Annotated in this window: 7 protein-coding genes; 5 read left to right on the top strand and 2 right to left on the bottom strand. The window is 61.3% G+C overall.

Translation table 11 applies throughout. The features are described from left to right. Nucleotides 1–7 precede the first annotated feature (7 nt). From urtD to BUA38_RS11280, 5 genes are all read left to right on the top strand, one after another. Nucleotides 8–763: an urea ABC transporter ATP-binding protein UrtD gene (urtD, locus tag BUA38_RS11300; protein WP_072817998.1), complete on the top strand. Its 756-nt coding sequence runs from the start codon at nt 8–10 to the stop codon at nt 761–763. A 205-nt stretch (nt 764–968) separates the two neighbouring features. After that, nucleotides 969–1,658 carry an urea ABC transporter ATP-binding subunit UrtE gene (gene urtE / locus BUA38_RS11295; protein ID WP_072817997.1) on the top strand — a complete coding sequence of 230 codons (690 nt, stop codon included), beginning with the start codon at nt 969–971 and terminating at the stop codon, nt 1,656–1,658. Between the two features lie 29 nt (nt 1,659–1,687). Next, a complete protein-coding gene (gene fmdA, locus BUA38_RS11290) occupies nt 1,688–2,917 on the top strand; it encodes a formamidase (RefSeq protein ID WP_072817996.1) in 1,230 nt (409 codons plus the stop codon). Between the two features lie 88 nt (nt 2,918–3,005). Beyond that, a complete protein-coding gene (locus tag BUA38_RS11285) occupies nt 3,006–3,344 on the top strand; it encodes an FmdB family zinc ribbon protein (RefSeq protein WP_072817995.1) in 339 nt (112 codons plus the stop codon). Nucleotides 3,345–3,386: 42 nt separating this feature from the next. Beyond that, nucleotides 3,387–4,427: an aliphatic amidase gene (locus BUA38_RS11280; protein WP_072817994.1), complete on the top strand. Its 1,041-nt coding sequence runs from the start codon at nt 3,387–3,389 to the stop codon at nt 4,425–4,427. 7 nt (nt 4,428–4,434) lie between these two features. On the opposite strand, the gene BUA38_RS11275 is transcribed toward BUA38_RS11280, so the two are convergent. Together BUA38_RS11275 and BUA38_RS11270 are read right to left on the bottom strand one after the other, a co-directional pair. Beyond that, the gene (locus BUA38_RS11275; RefSeq protein ID WP_072826034.1) at nt 4,435–5,928 is read right to left on the bottom strand and encodes an HWE histidine kinase domain-containing protein; all 1,494 of its coding nucleotides are present in this window, start codon (nt 5,926–5,928) and stop codon (nt 4,435–4,437) included. Nucleotides 5,929–5,959: 31 nt separating this feature from the next. After that, entirely contained in the window at nt 5,960–12,220 is a 6,261-nt protein-coding gene (locus tag BUA38_RS11270; RefSeq protein ID WP_072817993.1) for a HAMP domain-containing protein, read from the bottom strand. Between the last annotated feature and the right edge of the window lie 27 nt (nt 12,221–12,247).

Genomic DNA, 12,247 nt, shown 5'->3' with positions numbered 1-12,247 from the left:
GATCGCCATGCGCATCGGTCATCAGCCTAAGGAATTCCTGCTCGCGGTCGAAGCACTCACTGTCTCCTTCGACGGCTTCAAGGCGGTGAACAACCTGTCCTTCTACGTCGAGGAGAACGAGATCCGCGTCATCATCGGCCCGAACGGCGCCGGCAAAACCACGGTGCTGGACCTGATCTGCGGAAAGACCAAGGCAACCGCCGGCTCCATCCAGTTTCGCGGCAAGGAGCTGACGTCGATGAAGGAAAACCAGATCGTCAAGGCGGGCGTCGGCCGTAAATTCCAGAATCCGTCGATCTATGACGACCTGACGGTGTTCGAAAATCTTGAGATCTCCTACCCGCGTGGCCGCACGGTGTTCGGGGCACTGACTTTCACCCGTGATGCCGTGGTGCGCGACCGCGTTCATGAGGTTGCCGAGATGATCTTCCTCAGCGACCGGCTGAACGTGAAGGCCGAGTTGCTCAGCCACGGCCAGAAGCAATGGCTCGAAATCGGCATGCTGCTGATCCAGGACCCCGAGTTGCTGATGCTCGACGAGCCGGTCGCCGGCATGAGTGTCAGCGAGCGGGCCAAGACCGCCGAACTGCTCAACCGCATCATCAAGGACCGTTCGGTGCTCGTGATTGAGCACGACATGAAATTCGTCGAGGACATCGCGCACAAGGTCACGGTTCTGCATCAGGGCCAGGTTCTGTCGGAAGGCTCGATGGATCACGTCAAGAACGACCCCAAGGTCATCGAGGTTTATCTCGGACACTAGTGGTCCGATTCTAACATTCGCATCCTTTTGCGGCGGCCACTTTTGCGAATGTTAGAATCAAAGGACCACTAGCAAATATAGGTTTCTAGTGGAGTTTAGGATTTGACATTCGCCTTAGGAATTCGCGGCTAGGTGGGTAGCGAATGTCAAATCCACTCCACTAGTGGGCCGGACTGGAAATTTAGGAAGAGGCAAGGAGCTTTTGATGCTGGCGATTTCCAACCTTCACGTCGCCTATGGCCAGAGCGAAGTTCTGCACGGCCTCAACGTGTCCGTTGCTGCGAATGAGATTGTTGCGATCATGGGCCGCAACGGCATGGGAAAAACCACGCTGATGAAATCTCTGATGGGCATCCTGCCGACCAAAAGCGGCTCGGTGACCATGGATGGGGCCGAGCTTGGCAATTTGCCGAGTTATGATCGCGTCGCCAAGGGGCTCGCCTATGTGCCGCAGGGGCGGATGATTTTCTCGACCATGACGGTCAAGGAAAATATCGAGACCGGTCTCGTCGTCTCCGGCGAGCGTGAGGTGCCCGGCAGCATCTACGAATTGTTTCCGGTTCTTCTCGAGATGAAGAATCGCCGCGGCGGCAATCTGTCCGGCGGTCAACAGCAGCAACTCGCGATCGCGCGCGCGCTCGCCACCAAACCCAAGGTGCTGCTGCTGGATGAGCCGACCGAAGGCATCCAGCCATCGATTATCAAGGAGATGGCGCGCACCTTGAAGCGGATTCGCGACGAGCGAGGTCTGTCGATCGTCGTCTCCGAACAGGTTCTGAGTTTTGCGCTCGATATCGCCGACCGCGTGCTCGTCATCGAGAACGGTGAAATCGTCCGCGACGATCCGCGCGACGGCGTCGATGCCGCGCAGATCTCCAAATACCTATCCGTCTGAATTTAGCTCGTAAACAGGGGAGCGTTGAAATGCCAGAGACACTGATCAAAGTCGATCTTACGAAGTCGGCTTATGAAAATGACATGATCCACAATCGCTGGCACCCGGACATTCCGATGGTGGCGTGGGTCAATCCGGGCGACGATTTCATCGTCGAGACCTACGACTGGACCGGCGGCTTCATCAAGAACAACGATTCGGCCGACGACGTGCGCGATATCGATCTGTCGATCGTGCACTTCCTCTCGGGGCCGATCGGCGTCAAGGGCGCCGAGCCCGGCGACCTCCTGGTCGTCGATCTGCTCGACGTTGGGCCGAAGAAGGAGAGCCTCTGGGGCTTCAACGGCTTCTTCTCCAAGAAGAATGGCGGCGGCTTCCTCACCGAACACTTCCCGCTGGCGCAGAAGTCGATCTGGGACATCAAGGGTCTTTACACCTCGTCGCGTCATGTGCCCGGCGTGAACTTCGCAGGTCTCGTGCATCCCGGTCTGATCGGCTGTCTGCCCGATCCGAAGCTGCTGGCAAAATGGAACGAGCGCGAGACCGCGCTGATCGCGACGAATCCGACGCGCGTCCCGCCGCTGGCTAACCCACCCTTTGCGGCGACCACCCATGCCGGCCAGGCCAAGGGCGATGCGAAGGCCAAGATCGCCGCCGAAGGTGCCCGCACGGTGCCGCCGCGCGAGCATGGCGGCAACTGCGACATCAAGGATCTGTCGCGCGGCTCAAAGATCTACTTCCCGGTCTATGTACCGGGTGGCGGGCTGTCGATGGGCGACCTGCATTTCAGCCAGGGTGACGGCGAAATCACCTTCTGCGGCGCGATCGAGATGGCCGGTTGGCTGCATCTGAAGGTCGAAATCATCAAGGATGGCGTCGCCAAATACGGCATCAAGAATCCGATCTTCAAGCCGTCGCCGATCACGCCGAACTACAAGGACTATCTGATCTTCGAAGGCATCTCGGTCGACGAGAAGGGTGAACAGCACTACCTCGACGTTCATATAGCCTATCGTCAGGCCTGTCTGAACGCGATCGAATATCTGAAGAAGTTCGGTTACTCGGGCGCCCAAGCCTACACGATTCTCGGTGTCGCGCCGGTGCAAGGCCATATCAGCGGCGTGGTCGATATTCCCAACGCCTGCGCCACACTCTATCTGCCGACGGAGATTTTTGACTTCGATATCATGCCGTCGTCGGCCGGGCCGATCAAACACATCAAGGGCGGCGTCGACGTGTCGCTTTCTCCCGACAAATAAGTCTCCCTGCGCCATAGGATGCGGGACGGTTTTCTGGTTTGCCGCCCCGCATCCGCCGCAGTCGAGAACGTCAGCGCAGGGGAGTGAGATGCCGGTTTACGATTATCTTTGCCGCGATTGCGGTCCGTTCTCGGACATGCGGCCGATGTCCGAATGCGACGAGGAGGGCGATTGCCCGAAATGCGCGACTTCCTCGCCGCGTGCGATTCTGAGAGCGCCCAACTTCTTTTGCATGCCAGCCGAAAAACGGAAGGCGCATGCCACCAATGAACGCAGCTCGAATGCGCCCAAGACGCTGGATCAGTACAAAGCCTCGCACGGGCCCGGTTGCGGCTGCTGCTCAGGCAAGCCCTCGCGCCTTGTGAAGAAAACCAAAAGCGGCGCGAAAAGCTTTCCGACCGCACGTCCCTGGATGATCAGCCATTGACGTTGATCGACGACAAACCCAACTGAAACAAAGGCGATCCCAATGCTTCACGGTGATATTTCCAGCAGCAACGACACGGTCGGCGTCGCGGTCGTCAACTACAAGATGCCGCGCCTGCACACCAAAGCCGAGGTGCTCGACAACGCCCGCAAGATTGCCGACATGTTGGTGGGCATGAAGGTCGGGCTGCCGGGCATGGACCTGGTGATCTTTCCGGAATATTCCACCCAGGGCATCATGTATGACTCGAAAGAGATGTACGAGACGGCCTCTGCGATCCCGGGTCCCGAGACCGAGATTTTCGCGGAAGCGTGCCGCAAGGCCAAGGTCTGGGGCGTGTTCTCGCTCACGGGCGAACGCCACGAGCAGCACCCGAACAAGGCGCCGTACAACACCTTGATCCTGATGAACGACAAGGGCGAGATTGTCCAGAAATATCGCAAGATCATGCCGTGGGTGCCGATCGAAGGCTGGTATCCCGGCAATTGCACCTATGTTTCCGACGGCCCGAAGGGCATGAAGATCAGTCTGATCATCTGCGACGACGGCAATTTTCCGGAAATCTGGCGCGACTGCGCCATGAAGGGCGCGGAGTTGATCGTGCGCTGTCAGGGTTACATGTATCCAGCCAAGGAGCAACAGGTCCTCATTTCCAAGGCGATGGCCTGGGCCAACAATGTTTATGTCGCGGTCGCCAATGCTGCCGGTTTTGATGGTGTCTATTCCTACTTCGGTCACTCGGCGATCATCGGCTTTGATGGGCGTACTCTGGGCGAGACTGGCGAGGAAGAGTATGGCATCCAGTATGCGCAGCTCTCGAAGAGTTTGATCCGCGATGCGCGCCGCAACGGCCAGTCGCAGAATCATCTCTATAAGCTGGTTCATCGCGGCTATACCGGTATGATCAATTCCGGCGAAAGCGCACGCGGAGTCGCGGCCTGTCCTTATGATTTCTACAAGAACTGGATTGCCGATCCGGAAGGCACGCGCGAAATGGTCGAAGCGATGACCCGCTCGACCGCAGGGACCGAGGAGTGCCCGATCGACGGCATCCCGAACAAGGTGCCGGCGAGCAATTACTAGGTGTCGACTACTGAGCCGCGACCTTCTGGACCTCGGTCTCGCCGCCCACAGGCTGGCGATGACTGCTCTGCCGCGCCGTAGCGGCCGGCCTTAACGGGACCGAGAGCCGGCAGATCAGGCCTTCGGGGCGCCAGTCGAATTCGGCCTGGCCGCCGAGCTGGGACTCGATGCTTGCGATCACGCTCCGCGTTCCAAAGCCGCGCGATACCGGCTCCACGACGGGCGGGCCTTCCCGCTCTTCCCAGAGAATCCGCAAAACGTCCGCCTCGACCTTCCAGTTGATCGTCAGGCGGCCGGTCCGCGTCGACAGCGCGCCGTACTTGGCCGAGTTCGTGACCAGCTCATGCAGCGCCATCGCGAGCGTCTGCGCGGTTGCCGGCTGCAACTGGACGTTCGATCCGCCGAAGGCAATCTGGTCGTTCATCTGATAGGGCGCGAGTTCCTCGTCGACGAGCCTGGTGATTTCTGCGCCCTGCCAGCTCGACAGTGAAAGGATGGTGTGCACCCGCGCCAGCGCGCCGATGCGGCCTTCCACCGCTTGCATGTAGGATTTCGCGTTCTCGCCGCGCGTCAGCCGCACGATCGACTGGGCGAGCGCCAGCGCATTCTTGGCGCGGTGATCGACTTCGCGGGTGAGCAGGTTCTGCCGCTCCTCGGCGCGTTTGCGTTCGGTGATATCGACGGTGACGCCGCTGACGTGGATGACCCGGCCGCTCTTGTCGGCGGTCGCGGCGGCTGTGCCGAACAGCCATCGAATTTCGCCGTCCGGGCGAACGATCCGGAATTCGGTTTCGTAGGATTTGACGCCCTTGTTGAACTGCACCATGGCCTTGCGTAGCTGGCCCATGTCGTCCGGATGAAGCAAGGCGCGCACGTTGTCCGGGGTGACGGTGAAAGCCGTCGGTTCGACCCCGAAGATCCGGTATTGGCCTTCGTCCCACATCCAGTCGCCGTTGAGCCAGTCCCAGTCCCAGGAGCCCATGCTCCCCGCGGCCAGTGCAAGGCTGCGGCGCTGCTCGCTTTCGAGCAGCCGCGCGTTGGAATGCTCAAGCTCCATGGTGCGGGCGCGCACCCGGTCTTCAAGCTCGGCGTTGAAGCGTTCGAGCTGACGCGTCTTGCGATAGAGATCGACGAAAACGCGAATCTTGGCGCGCAGCACTTCCGGAACCACGGGAACCGGCACGTAGTCGACCGCGCCCATCTCATAGCCGCGCAGACGATCGATATCCGAAACCTGGATGGCCGAGATGAAAATCATTGCCGTCTTCTGGAAACGCGGATGTTCGCGAATCATCGCGGCGAGCTCGAAACCGTCGAGCTCGGGCATGCAGACATCGACCAGAATCACGGCGACTTCGTTCTTGAGCAGATATTCCAGAGCTTCCCGTCCCGAGGTCGCGACCACGAGATTTTCGTTGAGCTCCTTGAGGATAACTTCATAGGCCAACAGCTTGGCCGGCTGATCGTCAACCAGAAGGATGTCTACCTTTTCCTGGTCCATCATTTGGTGTCCAAGAGCTCTAAGGCTCAAATCAGCGGTGCAGCCACATTCTGATCGCAAGCAATAACTGCTCGGTGTTGACCGGTTTAGCGAGGTAGTCGGATGCGCCGGCCTCCAGGCATTTCTCGCGGTCGCCCTTCATCGCCTTGGCGGTCAGGGCAATGATCGGAAGCCTGCGGAACGCAGGGTTCGCCCGGATGACGCCGATGGTCTGATAACCGTCCATCTGCGGCATCATGATGTCCATCAACACCACGGCGATTTCAGGGTTAGATCCGACCAGCGCGACCGCCTCACTGCCGGTCGTCGCAGTCAGCACCTTCATTCCGCGGCGTTCCAGAACGCTCGACAGCGCGAAAATATTGCGGGCGTCGTCGTCGACCAGAAGCGCGGTGCGGCCCACGAGATCCTCATCGGAACTGTTGAGCTTTTCCAGCATCCGCTGCTTCTCGGTCGGAAGTTCCGTGATCACGCGATGCAGGAACAGCGATGTCTCGTCCAGCAGGCGCTCGGGCGATTCCACGCCCTTGACCACGATACTGCGGGCCATGGTGTGGAGTTCCGCGTCTTCCTCGATCGAAAGTTCACGGCCGGTGAAAACCACGACCGGAATCTCCGACAGCACCTCGTCCTTGCGGATCGAATCCAGAACCTCAAATCCACTCATATCGGGCAGCCTGAGATCGAGCACCACGCAGTCGCAGGGCTGGTCCCGAAGCGTCGTCAGGGCGCCGGCGCCGGTATCGGCGGTGACGATCTCAATATCGTCGTGGCCGAGCAGTTCCTTGATGCTCATTTGTTCCGCCGCATTGTCCTCGACGATCAACAGCCGCTTGCGGCGCGGTTTTGCGTATTCCTTGATCTGGGTCAGCGCCGCGGCGACGCCCTCGGTAGTGGTCGGCTTGTTGACAAAGGAGAACGCACCGCGCGCCAGGGCATGCTGGCGGTCTTCGTCGAGCGTGATGATCTGAACCGGAATATGCCGCGTCAGCGGGTTGTGCTTGAGCTGGCTCAGCACCGTCCATCCGAGCATGTCGGGCAGGAACACGTCGAGTGAGATCGCGGTCGGCTGGTATTGTTTGGCCAGGTCGAGTGCTTCCGCGCCCCTTGCCGCGACCATGACCTTGAAACCCTTGTCGCGCGCCAGGTCGACCAGCACCCTCGCGTAATGCGGATCGTCCTCGACGATCAGGAGGATGGTGTCGCCCGGCTCCAGGCTCAGGCGATCATCCGGCAATTGCTCGATGACGCGTTCCTGCGCGACGGCGGGCAACGGTTGCGTTGACGCCACGACCCGCGGCGCGACCGTCGGTCCGGCATATTTCAGCGGCAGATAGAGCGTGAACACGCTGCCTTTGCCGGGCGTGCTCTGCAAATGGATTTCGCCGCCGAGCAGGCTTGCCAGTTCGCGGCTGATGGCAAGACCGAGGCCAGTGCCGCCATATTTCCGGCTGGTGCCGGCGTCCGCCTGCTGGAAGGCTTCGAAGATCAGCTTCTGCTTTTCCTGTGGAATGCCGATGCCGGTGTCGGACACCTCAAAGGCGACCACCGCGGGCGAATGATCGAGCACGGGGTGTTCGGCGCTCCAACCGCCCAACGCCGCCGTGACGCTCAGACGCACGCCGCCTTCTGCGGTGAACTTGAAGGCGTTCGAGAGCAGGTTTTTCAGCACCTGCTGCAACCGCTTCGAGTCGGTCGAGATGCTGCGCCCGAGATGCGGATCGATGGCCATGTCGAAGGTCAGCTGCCGGTTGTCCGCTTCGTGGCGGAATGGACGTCCAACGGTGTCCAGCAAGTTGGTGAGGAGGATGTCTTCGGCTTCGACCGTCACCGTGCCGGATTCGATCTTCGAAAGATCGAGAATGTCGCTGATCAGGTTCAACAGGTCGGTGCCTGCGCCGTGGATGGTGCGCGCGAATTCGACCTGCTTCGGCGTCAGGTTGCCGTCGGGATTTTCCGTCAGCTGCTGGCCCAGGATGAGGATACTGTTCAGCGGCGTCCGCAATTCGTGGGACATGTTGGCCAGGAATTCGGACTTGTACTTCGACGTCAGCGAAAGCTCGGTGGCTTTTTCCTCGAGCGCGCGACGGGCCTGCTCGATTTCCTGGTTCTTGCGTTCGACTTCGACGTTGCGTTCGGCGAGCTGCTGGGCCTTCTGCTCGAGCTGATCGTTGGTCTGCTGCAATTCCTTCTGCTGGGTCTGCAATTCGCCTGCCAGTTGCTGCGATTGCGTCAGGAGGCCTTCGGTTTGCATCGTGGCCTCGATGCTGTTCAGCACGATTCCGATCGAGTCGGTGAGCTGTTCGAGGAACGTCATCTGCGATGTCGTGAAGGTCGAAACGGAAGCCAGTTCGATCACTGCCTTGACCTGGTTCTCGAACAGAACCGGCAGCACCACCAGATTCTTCGGCGTCATGCGCAATAGCGCCGAGTTGACTGGGGCCGTGTCTTCGGGGATGTCGGTTACCAGTCGCTGCCGCTTGTCCATCGCGCACTGGCCGATCAGGCCTTCGCCGACCTGAATCACCTGCAGGTGCGGGCTGGCGCCGTCGCTCGCATAGGCCGAGAGCAAGCGCAGTTGCGGGCTATCCTCGTACTGGACCTGATAAATCACGCCTCGATGCGCGTTGACCAGCGGCGTGAGCTCGGTGAGGAGCAACCGGCCGACCGTGGTCAGGTCGCGCTGACCCTGCAACATGTTGGTGAAGCGGGCGAGGTTCGTCTTCAGCCAGTCCTGCTCGGTATTGAGGTCGGTCGTGAGCCGGAGGTTGGTGATCATCGTGTTGATGTTGTCTTTCAGCTCCGAGACTTCGCCGCGGGCGTCGACCTGGATCGATCGGGTGAGGTCGCCCTTGGTCACAGCCGTCGCCACTTCCGCGATGGCGCGGACCTGCGAGGTCAGGTTGGCCGCGAGCAGGTTGACGTTGCCGGTCAGGTCCTTCCAGGTGCCGGCCGCGCCGGGCACGTTGGCTTGACCGCCGAGACGGCCTTCGACGCCGACTTCGCGCGCCACGCTCGTCACCTGGTCGGCGAAGGTTGCGAGCGTCTCGGTCATATTGTTGATGGTGTCTGCGAGCGCCGCGACTTCGCCCTTCGATTTCATCGTCAGGTTCTGTTTCAGGTCGCCGTTCGCGACCGCGGTCACGACCTTGACGATGCCGCGTACCTGTTCGGTCAGGTTGGCGGCCATGAAGTTCACGGTATCGGTGAGATCTTTCCAGGTGCCGGCGACGCCCGGCACCTGCGCCTGTCCGCCGAGCTTGCCTTCGGTGCCGACCTCGCGCGCCACGCGCGTCACTTCGCCGGCAAAGGCGTTGAGCTGGTCCACCATCGTGTTGATGGTGTTCTTCAGTTCGAGAATTTCGCCCTTCACGTCGACGGTGATCTTGCGCGACAAGTCACCGCGCGCCACGGCGGTGGTCACTTCGGCGATGTTGCGGACCTGCGTGGTGAGGTTCGCAGCCAACAGGTTGACGTTGTCGGTAAGGTCCTTCCAGGTGCCGCCGACGCCGGGCACCACGGCCTGACCGCCGAGCCGGCCTTCGGTGCCGACTTCGCGCGCCACGCGGGTCACTTCGGCGGCGAAAGAACGAAGCTGCTCCACCATGGTGTTCAGGGTGTCCTTGAGCAGAAGGATTTCGCCGCGCACGTCCACCGTGATCTTCTTCGACAGGTCGCCGCCGGCGATCGCGGTTGCGACTTCGGCGATGTTGCGCACTTGCGCGGTCAGGTTCGACGCCATGAAGTTGACGTTGTCGGTGAGGTCCTTCCAGGTGCCGGCGACTTCCGGCACTTCCGCCTGGCCGCCGAGCTTGCCTTCGGTGCCGACTTCGCGCGCCACGCGCGTCACTTCCGAGGCGAAGGCGTTGAGCTGGTCCACCATGGTGTTGATGGTGTTTTTCAGTTCGAGAATTTCGCCCTTCACGTCGACCGTGATCTTGCGCGACAGGTCGCCGCGCGCCACGGCGGTGGTCACTTCGGCGATGTTGCGGACTTGTGCCGTCAGGTTGCCGGCCATCGAATTGACGGAGTCGGTGAGGTCCTTCCAGGTACCGGCGACGCCGGGCACGTTGGCTTGACCACCAAGGCGGCCTTCGGTGCCAACCTCGCGCGCGACGCGCGTCACCTCACCCGCGAAGCGGTTGAGCTGGTCGACCATCGTATTCAGCGTTTCCTTGAGCTGAAGGATTTCGCCGCGCACGTCCACCGTGATCTTGCGCGACAGGTCACCGCCGGCGATCGCGGTCGCGACTTCGGCGATGTTGCGGACCTGTGCCGTCAGGTTGCCGGCCATGGAGTTCACGGAGTCGGTCAAGTCTTTCCAGGTGCCGGCGACGCCTGTCACCTGCGCCTGTCCGCCGAGCTTGCCGTCGGTGCCGACCTCGCGCGCCACGCGCGTCACTTCGCCCGCGAAAGCGTTGAGCTGGTCCACCATGGTGTTGAGCGTTTCCTTCAACTGAAGGATTTCACCCGACACGTTCACGGTGATTTTCTTCGACAGGTCGCCCTTCGCCACGGCCGTGGCGACTTCGGCGATGTTGCGGACCTGGCCGGTGAGGTTGGACGCCATCGAGTTGACGCTGTCGGTCAAATCCTTCCAGGTACCGGCGACGCCGCGGACCTGGGCCTGACCGCCGAGCTTGCCCTCGGTGCCGACTTCGCGCGCCACGCGCGTCACTTCGCCGGCAAAGGCGTTGAGCTGGTCCACCATCGTGTTGATGGTGTTCTTCAGTTCGAGAATTTCGCCGCGCACGTCCACCGTGATCTTTTTCGACAAGTCGCCGTTGGCGACCGCCGTCGTCACCTCGGCGATGTTGCGGACCTGCGCGGTCAGGTTGCCGGCCATGGAGTTGACGGAGTCAGTCAAGTCTTTCCAGGTGCCGGCGACGCCCGTCACCTGGGCCTGACCGCCGAGCTTGCCGTCGGTGCCGACTTCGCGCGCCACGCGCGTCACTTCCGAGGCGAAGGCGTTGAGCTGGTCCACCATGGTGTTGAGCGTTTCCTTCAATTGAAGGATTTCGCCCGACACGTTCACCGTGATTTTCTTGGACAGGTCGCCGCCGGCGATCGCGGTTGCGACGTCGGCGATGTTGCGAACCTGCGCGGTCAGGTTCGAGGCCATGAAGTTGACGTTGTCGGTGAGGTCCTTCCAGGTGCCGGCGACACCAGGCACCTGGGCCTGTCCGCCGAGCTTGCCGTCGGTGCCGACCTCACGTGCGACGCGTGTCACTTCCGACGCAAAGGAGTTGAGCTGGTCCACCATGGTGTTGATGGTGTCTTTCAGCTCGAGAATTTCGCCGCGCACGTCGACCGTGATCTTGCGCGACAGGTCGCCGCGCGCGACCGCCGTGGTGACGTTGGCGATGTTGCGGACCTGTGCGGTCAGGTTGCCGCACATCGCGTTCACGGAGTCGGTCAGGTCTTTCCAGGTCCCGGCGACGCCGGGCACGATGGCCTGACCGCCGAGTTTGCCGTCGGTGCCGACTTCGCGCGCCACGCGCGTCACTTCCGAGGCGAAGGAGCGCAGCTGGTCCACCATCGTGTTGATGGCTTCCTTGAGCTGGAGAATTTCGCCACGCACGTCCACCGTGATCTTTTTCGACAAGTCGCCGTTGGCGACCGCAATCGTGACCTCGGCGATGTTGCGAACCTGGCCGGTCAGGTTGTTCGCCATCGAGTTGACGCTCTCGGTCAGGTCCTTCCACACGCCGGTCACTTCCGGCACCTGGGCCTGTCCGCCGAGCTTGCCTTCGGTACCGACCTCGCGTGCGACGCGCGTCACTTCGGAGGTGAACACCGAAAGCTGCTTGATCATGGTGTTGACGATCGTCGCCGACTGCAAAAATTCGCCGCCCAGCGGGCGGCCGTCGACGTCAAGCTTCACGGTTTGCAACAGGTCGCCTTGCGCGACGGCGGCGACGGCGCGCGTCACCTCGCGCGTCGGCCACAGCAGATCATCGATCAGCGTGTTGACCGAACCTTCCATATCCGCCCATGACCCGCTGGCGAGGCCGAATTTGACGCGTTGGCGCGTTTTTCCTTCGCGGCCCACGACTTGGCCGACGCGCTCGAGCTGTTGCGCCATTCGCTGGTTGGCGGCGACGATCTCGTTGAAGGTGTCAGCGATCTTGCCGTCGATGCCGAGGTGATCGCCGGTCATTCGCACGGAAAAATCGCCGCTTCGCATCGCCTGCAACGCCTGCAGCAATTCCTGCGACGGGTCCGGTTTTCCGTTGGTGTAGAGTTTGGCGCGCCGACGATTGGACGGATTGACCGAACCAACTTCACTCATGAAAGGCCCCCTCGAGAACCGGAAAAA

It is taken from the genome of Bradyrhizobium erythrophlei (assembly GCF_900142985.1).
Taxonomy (GTDB): Bacteria; Pseudomonadota; Alphaproteobacteria; order Rhizobiales; family Xanthobacteraceae; genus Bradyrhizobium; species Bradyrhizobium erythrophlei_B.
This window is presented reverse-complemented; position numbering and strand designations above follow the sequence as displayed.

Coding starts and splice junctions, on each gene's coding strand:
- BUA38_RS11285 (WP_072817995.1), top strand. CDS start 3,006: ATGCCGGTTTACGATTATCTTTGCCGCGATTGCGGTCCGTTCTCGGAC.
- urtE (WP_072817997.1), top strand. CDS start 969: ATGCTGGCGATTTCCAACCTTCACGTCGCCTATGGCCAGAGCGAAGTT.
- BUA38_RS11275 (WP_072826034.1), bottom strand. CDS start 5,928: ATGGACCAGGAAAAGGTAGACATCCTTCTGGTTGACGATCAGCCGGCC.
- BUA38_RS11270 (WP_072817993.1), bottom strand. CDS start 12,220: ATGAGTGAAGTTGGTTCGGTCAATCCGTCCAATCGTCGGCGCGCCAAA.
- BUA38_RS11280 (WP_072817994.1), top strand. CDS start 3,387: ATGCTTCACGGTGATATTTCCAGCAGCAACGACACGGTCGGCGTCGCG.
- fmdA (WP_072817996.1), top strand. CDS start 1,688: ATGCCAGAGACACTGATCAAAGTCGATCTTACGAAGTCGGCTTATGAA.
- urtD (WP_072817998.1), top strand. CDS start 8: ATGCGCATCGGTCATCAGCCTAAGGAATTCCTGCTCGCGGTCGAAGCA.